The following is a 15985-nucleotide window of genomic DNA, read 5'->3' as shown; positions in this document are numbered from 1 at the left end:
ACTGGGAGAATAGTAATCTTATAAAAATGTAAAGCAAAAACTTCTCAATTTCTTGAGAAGTTTTTTGCTTCTTACGAATCAAGCTAATTCAATTGTGTTTGGCGTTTTCTCTGTAAATTCTAAAGTAGTTTTGTACTGGTGATCTTTTGTCTTAAATTTGCGCACCTGTTACAAAGGTGAAAACGCTGAAAAATATAAATTTATTCCGTCAAATAACATTGAAGTTATAAAATTGGAAATCATTGCTTTGCTATTGGTTTAGTATCAATTAAATTTTTTCCATAGCGAGTAGTCAAGATCAAGTTAAAAAAGAGGAAGTGAAAAAAGCGGAAAATGAAGGAGTAAGCTGGACTATTTGCCAGGAATGTCAAGGACACGGCAAAAAGAAACAACGGCTCAGCAAGAAAGTGAGACTCCGCTACCAGATGGAACTCGAACAATTTGAAAAAACAAATGGAGAAGGGACGACTCCAGTTCGTCCTAAGAGTCACCTAAATTCATGCTTAAATTGTTTCGGATCTGGGTTAATTCATTCTGCCAGTAATCCTATAGTTGATAAAGAAAACTACCCACACGTTGCTATTATTGGCGGTGGTATAGGAGGTGTGGCTTTGGCTGTGGCCTGTTTGCACCGCGGAATCCCTTTTACCCTTTATGAACGCGATAACCACTTCGATGCCCGATCTCAGGGCTACGGACTCACTTTGCAACAAGCCAGTAAAGCGATTGAGGGATTAGGTGTTTTCTCGTTAGAAGAAGGGGTGGTTTCAACAAGGCATCTGGTGCATACAACAGAAGGAAAAGTGATTGGTGAATGGGGGATCAGAAAGTGGATGCAGACTGATGTGAAAACATCTCCGAAACGTACAAACGTACATATTGCAAGACAATCTTTGCGCTTAGCATTGCTTGATCAGCTCGGCGGACATGATATTGTACAGTGGGGACACCAGTTAATTGACTTTAAAGAATGTGAGGGTGAAGGTGTCAATTTAAGTTTTCAAGTAAACGGGGAGATGAAGACCTGCAAAGCGGATCTTGTGGTTGGAGCCGATGGTATTCGCAGTTCGGTGCGGAGACTATTAATAGGTGAGGATATTACCCCATTGCGTTACTTAGGTTGTATTGTGATATTGGGAATTTGCCCTTTGAGCGCTCTCGAAGGTGTTGATAGTTCTTTGCTGGACTCGGCCACTGTATTTCAAACCGCCAATGGAAATGAGCGAATCTACATAATGCCTTATACATCAGACTCGGTGATGTGGCAACTTAGCTTTCCTATGCCGGAAGAAGAGGCTAAGGCGTTAAGCGCTCAGGGAACTAAAGCACTCAAGGAAGAAGCGTGTCACAGAACGCAATGGCACGATCCCATTCCTCAGATTTTAACGGCTACTCTCGAAGCTCAGATTTCTGGTTATCCTGTGTATGATCGAGAATTACTCGATTCAGAATTGTTGCAGAAATCGGGACAAGCGACTCTGATTGGAGATGCGGCTCATCCAATGAGTCCGTTTAAAGGTCAGGGGGCGAATCAGGCGGTGCTGGATGCGCTTACGCTGGCGCGAGGGATCACAAGAGGGTGCAGGCCTTTATCCCAATGGCGAAAAGCCGGACTGAGGGAAAGTGTATTAAATGAGTTTGAATCAGAAATGTTAAAGCGCTCTGCTGTCAAAGTGAAAGATTCAGCAGAAGCCGCACAATTCCTGCATTCCGAAATTGTACTTCATGAGGGTGATGAGCCGAGAGGAAGGTGTCTGAAGAGAAAAGAGGCGTAAAATTAAGATGGCTATAGGCACTTCATGCCATGTGCATTCACTTATAATTTTTTGGAGCAGAAAGATTAGGCTTTTTGCCGGTATCGTCCCACTACTGTACTTTGCAATCTAAAAAAACTTCTCAAGGAATTGAGAAGTTTTGTGGGCCATACACTATCATTTATAAACCATTTCTTGTAGGATTGAAACAAGTTGGCGTTAACAATTTAAATTGTAAATGCTTTTAATTTTAGTTTTCATTTTATAAATGATTTGTTTTCAATAAATTGATTTTCAAGTCAATATATTGCAGTTGAAGGTTATTTTTTAAAACTTCATATTCTGCTGAAAGAAATTGATTTTTCACTGATGAATATACAATGGCTTCTATTTTTCCGCTGGCAAATTTGGCTTGAGTAGTGGTTAGGGAGGCTTTGGCATATCGCAGCTTCTCCATCCACTTATTCTGAATTTGCAAATAATTCTTTTTGTTTTGTTCTTCCAATGCCACTTGTTTATCCAGCTGTTGCTTTTCCTGTTCTATGACTAATTTTGTCTTTTCGCTTTCAATTTTCGATGCATCGATTTTTTTGTTGTTTCTAAAGCCATTAAAAATAGGAACGTTCAACTGGATGCCTACTTGCTGGCTTTTATTGTCGGCTAATTGATTATTAAAACTATCAGTGTTTGTGTTTGCCTGACTTAGCGTTTTATAATAAAAAGTAGAAAACCCATAATAGGCTGACAATACGGGCAAATTATTGGCCCTTTCCAAACCTATTGATTTTAAACTGCTTTGGTAATTGAGTTCAGCAAACTTTATTTTAGGATTGTAGGACGTACTTTCAGCAATATAAGCTGGTCTTTCTTTCAGATAAGGTTCCAAAATCACTTCATCAATTACAACATCCACAACATTCATCAGTTGAAACAACTGTGTTTTTTTTATTCCGTATAACTGTTCGGTTTCTAAATTTCGGTTTTCTTCTTCCGAAAAGCTCAATTGCATATCATACAAATCACTTTGGGGCTTGCTCCCAATGGCAACTTCTTTGGTCACTCTTTCTAAGTTTAAAGTTGCTTGTTTGAGTTGCTCTTTTTGAATTTTCAATAATTCCTGCGTATAAAGCGCCTGATAATAACTTTCCAAAAGCTGCAATTTATATTCATTTTCAATCACTTCTTTCTCTGCTTTGGCGAGTTCAATATTGATTTTGTCTTTTTTTGCATTTGCAAAAGCATTAAAATCAATCAGATTTGTTTTGGCATTGAGATAGAAATTATCATTTTGAAAATTAGAGCTTACCCTTCCGTTAGTTGAAGGGTCAATACTTGATCCAAAATTATACCCTTGTTCTCCGTATAAATTGACAACGGGTAACATTCGGTTTAAAACTGAATTTTGTGATTTTTGAGTTCTTTTTATTTCAAGCTGTCTGATTTTTATTTCGAGATTATTCTGCAAGGCCATATCTATGCACTTTGTGAGCGACCAGGAGTTTCCCTGCCCGCTTGCCAAAGCACAAAATAGTAGGAAGACTATTGTCAAAAAGTTTTTATTATTCATATTTCAAATATTTCAAAACGTCTGTTTTGGTTGCCTGATACGCTCTTGACAGCACAATTATCAATGTTAAAACCAACAATATTATAAATCCGAAAACGAATGGCAATACAGTCATATCTATTCTAAAAGAGAAATTTTCAAGCCATTTGTTCAGTAAATAATACACTGGAAATAATGCAAGTAGAAAACCGATGATGCAATATAAAATGTACTGTTTTGACAATTCTTTCAACAAAGTATTGGTTTCGGCACCAAGCGTTTTTCTAATGGCAATTTCTTTCATGCGTCTTTGTATCGAATAGGAAGCCAACGCAAGCAATCCAAAAAGCGCAATACCAATTACAACTACATTCAGCAATGAAAAAAGGTTCTTCTGTTTTACGTAACTTTCATAAGTTCTGGCATACTGTTTATCTACAAAATCATATTTAAATGGATGCTCAGTATCGAATGTGGCCCATAATTTTTCAATATTAGCAATAGTGTTTTCCACATTGTCAGAATTCAGCTTTATGAAAACTTTGTCTATATTTCCTGCTATATTCATCGTTTTGAGATGACAAAAAACAATTGGTGGTACTTTTACTTCAGGACTTAATAAGTTGAAATCCTTAACAACACCAATTATTTTTAATTTTTTATTATTTATTCGAATTTCTGCTCCAAGTGGATTTTTAATCTTCATTAATTTTAGAGCAGTTTCGTTTATTATAACTGAATTAATGGTATCAGAAGCTAGTTTTCTGTCAAAATCCCTCCCTTTTACTACTTTTATATTCAGTACTTCAAACATTCCAAAGTCAAAAGCAATGCTCCGCTCTTTAAAGAGTTCATCGTTAAATAAAACTGGCGCGATCGAATTATCCGAACCATCAAAAGAAATGAGACCTGTTGAAATTTGTTCAATCCCATTTATTTTGGTTAATTCTTGTTTTATAGTATTGTATTTGTTGTAAATATTTTGTCCAACGTTTTCTACTTCATAGTCTGAATTTGGAAAGTTTAAACATACGGAAATCACTTGGTCTCCTTTAAAACCAAGGTCTTTATTGTTTAAGTATTTAATTTGCTGATATACAATATAGGATCCAATAATGAAAAAAGAGGCAATGGCAAACTGAAAAACCAGCATTCCGTTGCGCAGCCAAACGCCGCTTTTGCTTCTTCCAAAATTCCCCTTTAACACTTTAAGTGTTTCAAAATTGGAAACGTACACCGCTGGAAATATCCCTGCTGCCAAAATAATAATGATGAAAATTAGAATTAACTGTAGATAAAATTGACCTCCAATCATTATCAAGTTTTTACCTAAAAAATCATTGTAATACGGCAAAGTCAATTCTACGATCACTAAAGCCAATAAAATTGAAAGTGAGCTTATGATAATAGTCTCAAAAATAAATTGTGTAATAATATTACCTCTTGATGCCCCTACGATTTTACGTACTCCCACTTCTTTCGCACGTTTTATGGCATTGGCAGTAGCCAAATTGATATAATTGACAATGGATAAAATGAGAATCAAAACTGATAAACTCATCATAATTAATAAAAATTGATAATTGCCTCGCCCTTCCGGATAACCATCTGTTATCGAATGTAATCTTGCTTTTGAGAGTGGTTCCATGACAACGGTAAAATGCCCTATTTTTTTAGCCATTTCGTTTGGAGTAAAGCCCTCTAGTTTCGCAATTCTTTTAATGAAATCGCCATTATATTTGTTTTCTAGGCTCTTTCGCGTATGTTCAATTTTTGATGGATCTTTAATTTTTAGCAAAAGTTTGAAAGCAAATGGAGCTGTCATACCTGAAGTCACCAATTTCTCCATTTTATTCATTATGACATTTGGAGCGATTGATGAATTCCCTGGAATGTGATATACGGCACGCACAACAAACATTTGGTCAAGACATTTTATTTGTTTTCCGATTGGGTTTTCATTACCAAAAACTCTTTTGGCAATTACATCAGAAATGGCAATGCTGGAATCATCTTTTATGGCCGAAATAGCATCTCCATTTATGATTTTGAATGGAAAAAAAGAAAAGAAATTATGCTGTACATTGATGATTTTATCGACTAATTCTTTCTTTCCATTGTAAATAATTTTATCCTTTTGATACCAACTGTCAGCATACAATACTGTTTCGACATTGGAGTCTTTATCTAAAACAGGTTTTAGAAATAAAGAACAATCTGAAAAAACCGGCATATCAGTCAATTGAACTAAAACTTGATAAACTTTTTCTTTTTCAGGATTCCAATCGTTATAGCTTTGTTCGTCATTCCAATACAGCAACGCGAAAATCAATCCTGCAATTCCTATCGCCAATCCCGAAACATTCAGAAATGAAAACAGTTTGTTTTGCTTTAAATGGTAGATAAATATTTTTATATAGTTTAATAACATATTTGAAATTATAGGTTAATTGTAAAAAAAACATGAATTCTTTGTGTTTATTCGTATTTCAAATATTTCAAAACATCTGTTTTTGTTGCCTGATACGCTCTTGATAGCACAATTATCAGTGTTAAAACTAATAATAGTATGAATCCAAAAACGAATGGGAATACCGTCATGTCTATTCTAAAAACAAAATTTTCCAGCCATTTGTTGAGTAAATAATACCCTGGGAATACTGCAATCAGAAATCCAATTACACAAAAAACAATATATTGTTTGGATAATTCTTTTAGCAAAACAGTGGTTTCTGCACCGAGTGTTTTTCTAATGGCAATTTCTTTCATTCGTCTTTCTATCGAATAGGAGGCCAAGGCAAATAATCCGAACAAGGCAATCAGAATAACCACAATATTCAGTAATGAAAACAAGTTTTTTTGATTTACAAATTCCTTGTATGTCCGCGCATACGCTTTATCAACAAAGTCATAATTGAACGGATAATCAGAATCTATGTTTTTAGCCCAGAATTTTTCGAGAGCCGGAATGGTGTTTTCTATTTCATTGGGATTCACTTTCACAAATATGTTATTGACATTCATATTCATCCAATCTATTGTTTTGAGATGGAAAAATACCATTGGAGGAATTTCAGCTTTTGGTCCCCCAAAATTAAAATCTTTTACAATCCCAATAATCTTGAGTTTGTTGCCATTCCAATTGACGATTTTTCCAATTGGACTTTTTTCTTTCATCAATTTCAAAGCTGCTTCATTGACCATTACTGCATCAATAGTATCTGATGAAATGCGGTTGTCTAAATAACGTCCTTGAGCCATTTTTATCTTTAACATTTCGAGCATTCCAAAATCAACAGCCATATTTTGACCTTGAATATTGATGTCATGATAAGTAAAACTGGAAGACGAATTATCACTGTTTCCAAACGAGAAAGCTCCTGTGGCCACTTGCGTAACGCCATTAATCTTGGCAATTTCTTGTTTGAGGGTTTGGTATCTGGTGAATAATTTTTCAGATATATTTTTATCTTTAAAATCAAAATCGGGTTTTCTGTATTTTATTTGAAGAACTTGCTCACCTTTAAAGCCTAGCTCTCTGGTGCTCAAAAAATGTACTTGTTCATATACAATATAAGATCCAATGATAAAAAAGGAAGCAATAGCAAATTGAAAAATCAGCATTCCGTTGCGTAGCCAAACACCACCTTTACTTCGCCCAAAGTTGCCTTTTAATACTTTCAGAGCTTCAAAATTGGAAACATAAATGGCAGGGAATATTCCGGCAATAATCACTGTTAAGATAAAAATGATTACTAATTCATAATAAAACTGACTGCCATAGATTATTAATTTTTTTTCTAAAAATTCATTATAATAAGGCAGCGATAACTCCACAATTGCCAGCGATAAGAGTAAGGAAAAGAAAGTAATCAGCACAATTTCAAAAAGAAACTGCAGTACAATATTGCTTTTTGATGCACCTGAAATTTTTCGGACACCTACTTCTTTGGCTCTTTTTATTGCATTGGCAGTAGCCAAATTGACATAATTAAAAACAGACAGGATTAATATTAAAACCGATAGCCCCATCATAATCATCAAAAACTGATAATTGCCTCTGCCTTCTGCATAGCCGTCAACTATGGAATGTAACCTTGCGTCCTTTAATGGTTCTAATATTATTTTTGTGTTTTCTGAACCATTTTTTTCATTCCATTCTTTGGGAGTAATACCTTCTTCTTTGGCCCATTTTACAGTTCTATTCATATAAAGTAACTGTTCCATTTTTCGTATAACAACAACTTTATTATTTGGATTTTTAATTTTGAGCATTAAACCATAATTGAAATTTCCCCACTGGTCGTAGTCGTCTTTTAATCGTGCATCTAATAAACAAGTTAAAGCTTGAGGAGCAAGGGATGATTTGCCTGGAATAGTATAAACACCTCGAACTATCAGCTTTTTATCTGAATATGAAACTTCCTTTCCGATTGGGTTTTCTGTGCCAAAAAGTTTGGTTGCAGCCTCTTCGGAAAGCGCAATGCTATTTTCATCATTTAAAGCAGTTTTACTGTTTCCTTTTATAAATTCAAAAGGAAAAAAGTCAAAAAAGTTTTTTTGGGTATTGGTTATCGTAAAAATGCCTTTTTTGTCTTTGTGCTTAATGATTTTATTTGAATACCAATTTTCAAAATAACAGTACGAATCAAGTTCTTTAATTTCTTTTTTGAAATAAGGCTCATAACTAGCTAAGTTATTCGGCCAAATCATATCCTTGCCAACTACGCTCAATGCCTGATAAACATTTTCTTTTTCAGGATTCCAATCGTTGTAATTGTGTTCGTCATTCCAATATAAAGTAGCAAAAATCAATCCTGCTATTCCAATGCTCAAACCCAAAATATTTAAAGCCGTAAAAAGCTTGTTGTTCCTGATGTGATATAAAAATATATTAGTCCAATTTTTTAACATGTGATTTGATTCTTTTATTTGATTAATGAACTCACTAGATTACCTGATTAAGCAATTCGAGTAAGATGGTTATGATTGATAGTATAATTTTGAAGATCATATCTACACTTTAAAAACATCAACATTTCTTTGATTTACTTTTTCAGAAATAACCGCACCATCTTTCATAAGAATCGTTTTCTGCGAAAAAGAAGCATCATAATCAGAGTGCGTAACCATTAATATTGTTGCGCCGTTGGCATGTAAATCAGTCAACAATTCCATTACTTCGTTTCCGTTTTTACTGTCCAGATTTCCTGTAGGTTCATCGGCAAGAATAATTTTCGGGTCGTTGATCAAGGCTCTTGCGACCGCTACACGTTGTTGCTGTCCACCGGAAAGCTGTTGCGGATAATGTTTTAATCGATGCGAAATGCCTAATTTGTTAGCAATTGCTTCGACTTTTTTCTTTCTGTCCCCCGAAGAAACTTTGTTGTAAATCAGAGGCAATTCGATATTGTCATATACTGATAGTTCATCAATTAAATTGAAATTCTGAAAAATGAAGCCAATGTTTTCTTTTCTTGCTCTCGATTTTTCTTTTTCTTTCAGCCCAATCATTTCCTGATTAAGCAATTGGTAACTTCCACCGGAGGCGCTGTCCAGCAATCCAACAATATTCAATAAAGTTGATTTCCCGCTTCCCGAAGGCCCCATAATGGAAACAAAATCTCCTTGTTTGATGGTTAATGAAATTTCGCTTAGTGCCATTGTTTCCACTTCTTCGGTTCTGAATATTCTTGAAAGGTTTTTAATTGTGATCATACTATTGTTCGTTTTTTGATTGATGCTATTTTATATAATTATTTATTGTTATTTTCTTTTGCTTCTTTCATCGCTATTCTAAACTCAAAATTTCTATGTCCTTATAATCTTTATAGGATGAGGTAATTACTTTTTCATCTGCCCTCAAGCCGCCAAGCACTTCATAATACAGAGGGTTTTCTCTCCCTAGTTTGATAGCCCTTCTTTCGGCCTTGTTTCCATTGACAACAAAAATCCATTTACCGTTTGTTTCTTCATAAAAGCTTCCCTTTGAAAGCACTTTGGTTTTTGTTTTTTCAGATAAATTTAATTTTACCCCAAAACTCAATCCTTGTTTTAAATCTAGTTTTTCAGAGGAAACAAAATCTAATTCCACTTGAAACCTTCCGTTTTTAACTTCGGGGATTACTTTGGTTATTTGGACTTCGACAGCTTTATTGTCAAAATCAACCGTTCCTTTTTGTTTCTCAGCAATTTTGTCCAAATAGAACTCATCTATGTCAGCGACCAATTTATACCCTTTCATGTCATCAATAGAACCAATACTTGTGTTTTGTGCATAGGTTTTGCCCAATATTGGTTCGAATGAAGAAAGCCTTCCGGAAATTGGCGCTGTGATCAGAAAATTCTTTTTGTTCATTCTTAATATGTCCAAACTTTTATTCATGAAACCAATGGATTGATTGAGTTGCCCAATCTGAACTTGATTGGCTAGTTTTTCTTTTTTGACACTTTGCTTAATAATGTTCATACGCTCTTTTTGAAAACGATAATTCTCTTGAGTCTTTTCCCATTCATTTTTAGACAATATTTCCTGTTCAAAAAGTTTTTTGTTCAAATCGTATAAATTTTTGGCATCCAAATAATCGTGCTCTATTGCAATCAAATCTTTTTCCAAATTCAATTCCTGGTTTCTCAAATCGAGCTTGGCTTTGTTTAAATTATTGATTTGTTCAATGATTGCTGTTTCTTGCTGCATATAGGCCAATTCTGCATTAGGATTGTACAATCTTGCCAGCGGTTGTCCTTTGATAACCATATCACCATTTGCAACAAATATTTCCTGAACCGCTCCGCCTTCAATTATATTAACCAGCATCGAATGTAAGGGAACCGCTTTTGCCTGAAAAGACATGAAATCTTCAAAATAATTATTCTCAACTGTTTTAACCGTGATTTCGTCTTTCTTTATTGTAAGACTTCTTTTCTTGGTTGCTGAAGTAAAAACGAAATATCCAAAGAGTAAGATAATTGGTAATGCGATTAAAAGATACTTATTTTTGTTAGTTTTACGTGTAATTATGGTGTCCATTGCTGATAATTTGATAAACCTAAAGGGATTATCGTGCCAGAAATTTAAACATCATAATCCGCTTATTTTTAAGACTTTATTTTTTAACTAAATATTTCAAGTGTTCGATAATGAACACCTTTTGTCCGAAACCGAACAACAATGAAAAAGACCAACGCCTCTATATTAATCATAGACGACCAAGAAGACATTCTTTTTGCTTCCAAAATGCTCCTAAAAAAGCATTTCGAAAGCATTTTTACGCTCAATAATCCGAAAAATGTGGTTGAATTATTGGCAAAAAACACCATCGATGTCGTTTTGTTGGACATGAATTACAGAATAGGTTTTGAAGATGGGAGGGAAGGTTTGTATTTGTTAAAAGAAATAAAAACGCTTTCGCCAAAGACCGTTATTATTTTGATGACCGCTTTTGGTAAAGTGGAGACCGCCGTTGAAGGTTTAAAAGCGGGTGCTTTTGACTATATTTTGAAACCTTGGGAAAATGAAAAATTACTTAGCGTTGTAAAACAGGCAGTTGATAAAAGCCGAAAAGGACAAAAGAAACCAGATACTATTGAGAGCGTGGACGAATTCTTCATTGGTAATTCGGAAGTAATAAAAAAGGCTTATACTCTGGCAGATAAAGTGGCCAAAACGGATGCCAATATTTTAATCCTTGGCGAAAACGGAACCGGTAAATATGTTTTGTCATACCATATCCATCGGCAATCAGAACGAAAAAGCAGTCCTTTTATTCACGTAGATTTGGGGTCATTAAATTCCAATATTTTTGAAAGTGAATTATTTGGTTATGCACAAGGCGCTTTTACCGATGCTAAAACGGATACCGCCGGACGCTTTGAAATGGCTCAAAACGGGACTATTTTTTTGGATGAAATAGGGAATGTTCCCCTGCATCTGCAATCGAAACTTTTGCAGGTTATTCAAACCAAAACAGTAACGCGATTGGGTGAGTCTAAGCCAAGGTCTTTGAATGTCCGTATTATTACAGCCACCAACCTGAATTTGAAACAGGAAGTTAGTGATAAAAACTTTAGGGAAGATCTATATTATCGCATCAATACCATGGAAATTGTGTTGCCGCCATTGCGGGAGCGAAACGAAGACAAAATTCCATTGGCACATTATCTTTTACAAAAAATGATGACTAAATACGGTCGAGACGAAATTACTCTTGACGAAAAGTCATTAGATCAAATTGAAAAGCATGCTTGGAACGGAAACATCCGAGAAATGGAAAACAGAATAGAGCGTGCCGTGATTCTTTGTGAAAACAATCGTATCACTGTTTCAGATTTAGATTTGGAACAAATAACGACTTACGAAGAAAATCAAGACGATATTCAGCTGTCTGCCGTTGAAAAATCAGCTATTGAAAAAATACTGAGCAAGAACAATAACAATATCAGTAAAACGGCTAAAGAATTAGGATTGACAAGAGCCTCTTTATACCGACGTTTAGAAAAGTATAACATTACCATTGGCTAATATGCATAAATCACTGAAAATACATCATTTCCTTTTTCTCCGATTAATATTTATTCTTTTTGGCACGGGAATTTCCATATTTCTTTTTCAAAAAGGACTTGTTTTTTCGGCTATATTCGGATTTCTCATCATTTTTCTGCTCCTTCTTGAACTGTATTTTTATCTAAAAAATGCATTTTCAGTTTACGACAGAACAATTACTTCGATTTTGCAAAATGATTTTACATCCAGTTTTGCAAAGTATAAATCCTATCAGAACTATTCCGCTTTATTCAAATTGTATGAAACGCTTAAAAAGAAAGAAAATGAGCAGGTTTCAAAAGATATTGTGTACCGTTCTATTTTAAACAACATCGAAACAGGAATTATTATTCTGCAAAAGGAAGAAACCGATTGGAATATCTTTTTAATGAATGATTATTTTTCAAAACATTTTGATGTCCCAAAAGTTTCCAGATGGAAGTATTTAAAAAATTACCTGCCTAAGTTGTGTGAAATTATTGAAGGTCAGGGTTTTCAAGAAATTAAACAATCATTAGAGATTCGTGTTAATCACCAGGACACACAGACGTTTGTGATGCAAACCTCCAGAAGTCAGATTTTTAATCACGATTACTTTATTGTTTTACTGGATTCGATCCAAAATGTAATTGAGAAAAAAGAGAAAGAGGCTTGGATTAATCTAATGAAAGTTATTTCTCACGAACTGTTGAATTCAATTACTCCTATTCGGTCACTCTCGCAGAATCTGCAGGACTTGGTACAGCAGGAAACCATTTCTGCGGAAGATCTGGACGATATGAAAAGCAGTGTTGCCACGATGTTGAGACGAAGCGATCATCTGCAGCAGTTTGTAGAAAGTTACCGTAAACTGGCCATGTTGCCTTCTCCCAAAAAAGAAAAAATTGAACTTTCGAAATGGATTGAAAACAGTTTTCAAATTATGGCTCCATTGTTTAAAAAAGAGGAAATCGAAGTAGTGAACACGATTGCGTTCGACCGTAGGTTATATCTTGATCCGCAACAAATGGAGCAGGTATTGATTAATCTTTTGACAAACTGTATTTATACTTTGAAAGAAACGCTGAATAAACAGATTATTATTTCGGCTGAGGTCAAAGAAAAAAGAACTTTCATCATGATTAGCGACACAGGAAAAGGCATAGAAAAAGAAATTGAAAGCAAAATATTCCTTCCATTTTTTACCACCCGAAAAGAAGGAGCTGGAATTGGACTGACCTTGTCCAAAAACATTGTAGAAGCACACGGCGGCTATCTGGCATACAGGAATGATGACGGAAAAACCACTTTTGTGATTTGTCTGGTGGATAGTTAGTTTTAATTTCGGATTCATCTCTCGCTTTGTTATATCAATTAAATAATTCCTAGCACTCTAAATGAAACATTTTTTCAGGTTAACCTGTATTGCCATCGCAATTGTACTAACTTCGTGCAGCTCTTTTGGACAGACGAAAGACGACTATGCCGCCAAAATTGACAGCTTGATTCAAAAAACAAATCCAAGAAGTTTTAATGGGGTTGTTTTTATACAGCAAAACGGAAAAAGAAAATATGCAAAATCATACGGCTATTCTGATTTCAATAAAAAAACGACTTTGAAAATTTCTGATAAATTTTCTACCATGTCAATTGCCAAGCAATTTACCGCTGTGCTGATCTTGCAGGAAGTAGAAAAAGGAACAATTGATTTGCAGACACCTATCCGCAACTATTTACCGGATTTTAAATATTCCTGGGCAGACACTGTTACAGTTCATCAGCTGCTTAACAATACTTCGGGTCTGAATAGTGAAGATATTGACAAACCTTTAAAATTTGCACCGGGAACCGCTTTTAGTTATTCAAATATTGGCTATTATGTAGCAGGGCAGGTTCTTGAAAAGCAAAGTCACAAAAGTTTCGAGGAATTAGTAATGGCCTTATTCAAAAAATGTAAAATGAATGACAGTTATTATCCTAACAAGAGCAATAATAAGTTTTTGACAAAAGGGCACACCGTAAAAAAAGACGGTTCTTATAAATTGAATGAAAAATTAGATTTTGACATTCATAATTATTTTGGAAGCCATTTAATAGTTTCAGCTCCTGATTTAGCAAAATGGAACGAATGTCTGCATAATAGCAAATTACTAAAACCCGATACTTATAAAATGATGACCAGCTATTCCATTACCAATACGCATCAGCTTTTTAGCGAAAAACCGATCGGCTATGGGTATGGATTGCGAATAAATGACAAAGACAGCATAATGGAAATTGGCCACACCGGTTTTCATCCAGGCGAAGGATTTACAGCAGTCAATTTATATTATCCCAAAACGAATACCAGCGTGATTGTCATGGAAAATCAAGCAAACGAAAATTTTGATATTGCTTACTATTTTGAGCAGGAAATTAGAAAAATTGTCAAAGAAAGTAACCTTTTGAAATAAGACTCCTGTATAAAAAAAACAATATTACTGCTGTGTATTGCTCTTCTTTCGGTTCAAACATTTGCGCAGACTTCGACTGGACTTCGAAAAAAGCTGCAGGAAAATAACTCCAGTGGTTTTTTAATTAGATTCTAAACCATTCTTTATGTTTTATTCCGACAACTGATAAAACTATTAAACACCAGCGGTACTTCAAAGTAATTACGATCTTGCCGGAAAGCATAAATATAAAAAAGGCCCTTGCTGTAAACAAGTGCCTTTCTATTATAAAGTAATTTTATTTTGAGTTAACTTTTTACAGCTGAATATTCAAAAGATTAATAAAAACCATTTGTTTATTGCCTTCTGTTTTCGCCAAAATTAATCTTTTAGCCTCTGGTAAATAATTCGCAAAGCCTGTGATTATTGTTCCATCATCATCTAAAGATTTTATTTTAAGATTGTTGTCAATAGAACCGTTATTTAATCGGTAAATTCCAGGAACTTCATATTGTCCGCTTAGATGTGTGTTTAGAAAATAGTTCCCTTTAATGTTTTGAACTCCAATTGATTTATAACCTTCTCTGGTTGGTCGTACATTATAATCTACAGTTCTTGTCAGTTCCCCACTCATATTAAATATTAGCAAACTTGGGAAACCGTTTGAGTATTCCGGAATTTTGAACGTAGAATTTGGAAAGGTAGGATCCGGTTTTGTTCCGCTCTGAAAGTCACAGTCTACAAATAAATTGATTTCATCATTTTGTATAGACAAAGTATTGAAATTAACTTTCTTTAAATCCTTAATATTTCTTAAACTTTCTACAGGATTATTTTTCAGGACCGTACCTGCATTTAGATCATAAACAAGAACTTTATCAAATTCGCCGCGATTTATTCCGTGTGCATAATTATTAAATGCGATCAGATACTCGTTAGGACCTACTGAAAAAGAAAGCGGTTTCTTAATCTTCACATCTTCTTTGCCAAAATCTTTGTTTTCAACAGTATTTCCGTCTGCTATGGCCAATACGTTTTGAGATCCAGTTTCTTTAGTTGTTCTGACGAAAATCACTTTTCCGCTATCGCTTAAAACTACATTGTCTGTAAATGATAATAACGGAAAGGAAACGTCTTTTTGCCAAAGTAAATCTCCTGTTCTTCCATCTATAATGGTACATTGATGTTCTTCTGCTATTTTCTTATTAGCAAATTTACTGTAAACAATTCCGAAATAGTTTTTGTTTTGTGAAACCATTGCATAAGTAGTTCCAGATTTTGAAAGGCTTTCAAAAGTATATTCCGCGATTACTTTTTTGTCAAATAAACCCGTTTTTTTATCAAATGTAATTTGATGAATTTCTTTCTTTTTTGTTTTATTGGAATAACAATCCGTTAAAACTATAAGCTTCTCTTTTCCAAGCTCATAACTTCCAACATAATTATGAAGTGTAAATGTGTCTTTATATGGAAATTCTTCTGTAAAGGTCTCAACTAATTGATTTTTTTGATCAAATTTCCTAATAATAATTTTGTTGCTAGACTGCATTCCGGCGTCCACATTTATTATAGAAGACATATAATGATTGTAGTTATCAACCAAAACTACTTTAAAATCTATTTCTCGTGAATCATAGTCAAATTTAGTTCCGTATTCTTTATTAATCTGGCTAAATCCAGAATGGCTTACCAGTAAAAAAAGGAGTGCAAGTATTTTTGTTCTCATAATAGT

The 15985-nt window shown here is 34.4% G+C and carries 10 protein-coding genes; 4 read left to right on the top strand and 6 right to left on the bottom strand.

Going from position 1 to position 15985, the window contains the following annotated elements; all coding sequences use genetic code 11:
* The first annotated feature begins 317 nt into the window (after positions 1-317).
* The gene (locus tag HQN62_RS18265) at positions 318-1775 is read left to right on the top strand and encodes an FAD-dependent oxidoreductase (protein WP_173505411.1); all 1458 of its coding nucleotides are present in this window, start codon (positions 318-320) and stop codon (positions 1773-1775) included.
* Between the two features lie 241 nt (positions 1776-2016).
* Here the strand turns inward: HQN62_RS18265 and HQN62_RS18260 are convergent, their stop codons facing one another.
* The 5 genes from HQN62_RS18260 to HQN62_RS18240 all read right to left on the bottom strand — a co-directional run bounded on the left by HQN62_RS18260 (position 2017) and on the right by HQN62_RS18240 (position 10330).
* The gene (locus tag HQN62_RS18260; RefSeq protein WP_173505410.1) at positions 2017-3321 is read right to left on the bottom strand and encodes a TolC family protein; all 1305 of its coding nucleotides are present in this window, start codon (positions 3319-3321) and stop codon (positions 2017-2019) included.
* Positions 3314-5731 carry an ABC transporter permease gene (locus tag HQN62_RS18255; protein ID WP_173505409.1) on the bottom strand — a complete coding sequence of 806 codons (2418 nt, stop codon included), beginning with the start codon at positions 5729-5731 and terminating at the stop codon, positions 3314-3316. The genes HQN62_RS18260 and HQN62_RS18255 overlap by 8 nt, the downstream gene beginning before the upstream one ends.
* Positions 5732-5778: 47 nt before the next feature.
* Positions 5779-8136: an ABC transporter permease gene (locus HQN62_RS18250; protein ID WP_371811619.1), complete on the bottom strand. Its 2358-nt coding sequence runs from the start codon at positions 8134-8136 to the stop codon at positions 5779-5781.
* 180 nt (positions 8137-8316) lie between these two features.
* Positions 8317-9018, bottom strand: coding sequence for an ABC transporter ATP-binding protein (locus tag HQN62_RS18245; RefSeq protein ID WP_116797087.1), 702 nt, complete (start codon positions 9016-9018; stop codon positions 8317-8319).
* 73 nt (positions 9019-9091) lie between these two features.
* Positions 9092-10330 (bottom strand): efflux RND transporter periplasmic adaptor subunit, encoded by a 1239-nt coding sequence (locus HQN62_RS18240; RefSeq protein WP_173505407.1) that lies wholly within the window; start codon positions 10328-10330, stop codon positions 9092-9094.
* A gap of 141 nt (positions 10331-10471) precedes the next feature.
* On the opposite strand from HQN62_RS18240, the gene HQN62_RS18235 reads away from it, so the two are divergent.
* The 3 genes from HQN62_RS18235 to HQN62_RS18225 all read left to right on the top strand — a co-directional run bounded on the left by HQN62_RS18235 (position 10472) and on the right by HQN62_RS18225 (position 14274).
* The gene (locus HQN62_RS18235) at positions 10472-11821 is read left to right on the top strand and encodes a sigma-54-dependent transcriptional regulator (protein ID WP_173505406.1); all 1350 of its coding nucleotides are present in this window, start codon (positions 10472-10474) and stop codon (positions 11819-11821) included.
* Between the two features lies 1 nt (position 11822).
* A complete protein-coding gene (locus HQN62_RS18230) occupies positions 11823-13157 on the top strand; it encodes a sensor histidine kinase (protein WP_173505405.1) in 1335 nt (444 codons plus the stop codon).
* Between the two features lie 61 nt (positions 13158-13218).
* Positions 13219-14274 (top strand): serine hydrolase domain-containing protein, encoded by a 1056-nt coding sequence (locus HQN62_RS18225; protein WP_173505404.1) that lies wholly within the window; start codon positions 13219-13221, stop codon positions 14272-14274.
* Positions 14275-14569: 295 nt separating this feature from the next.
* Here the strand turns inward: HQN62_RS18225 and HQN62_RS18220 are convergent, their stop codons facing one another.
* Positions 14570-15979: a hypothetical protein gene (locus HQN62_RS18220; RefSeq protein WP_173505403.1), complete on the bottom strand. Its 1410-nt coding sequence runs from the start codon at positions 15977-15979 to the stop codon at positions 14570-14572.
* Between the last annotated feature and the right edge of the window lie 6 nt (positions 15980-15985).

This window comes from Flavobacterium sp. M31R6 (assembly GCF_013284035.1).
In the GTDB taxonomy this organism is placed as follows: domain Bacteria; phylum Bacteroidota; class Bacteroidia; order Flavobacteriales; family Flavobacteriaceae; genus Flavobacterium.
Note: the sequence above shows the minus strand (reverse complement) of the source record. Positions and strands in the feature narration are given on the sequence as shown.

Excerpts from the sequence above, each read along its gene's own strand:
- HQN62_RS18260 (WP_173505410.1), bottom strand. The coding sequence starts at position 3,321 with ATGAATAATAAAAACTTTTTGACAATAGTCTTCCTACTATTTTGTGCT.
- HQN62_RS18255 (WP_173505409.1), bottom strand. The coding sequence starts at position 5,731 with ATGTTATTAAACTATATAAAAATATTTATCTACCATTTAAAGCAAAAC.
- HQN62_RS18245 (WP_116797087.1), bottom strand. The coding sequence starts at position 9,018 with ATGATCACAATTAAAAACCTTTCAAGAATATTCAGAACCGAAGAAGTG.
- HQN62_RS18240 (WP_173505407.1), bottom strand. The coding sequence starts at position 10,330 with ATGGACACCATAATTACACGTAAAACTAACAAAAATAAGTATCTTTTA.
- HQN62_RS18235 (WP_173505406.1), top strand. The coding sequence starts at position 10,472 with ATGAAAAAGACCAACGCCTCTATATTAATCATAGACGACCAAGAAGAC.
- HQN62_RS18230 (WP_173505405.1), top strand. The coding sequence starts at position 11,823 with ATGCATAAATCACTGAAAATACATCATTTCCTTTTTCTCCGATTAATA.
- HQN62_RS18225 (WP_173505404.1), top strand. The coding sequence starts at position 13,219 with ATGAAACATTTTTTCAGGTTAACCTGTATTGCCATCGCAATTGTACTA.
- HQN62_RS18220 (WP_173505403.1), bottom strand. The coding sequence starts at position 15,979 with ATGAGAACAAAAATACTTGCACTCCTTTTTTTACTGGTAAGCCATTCT.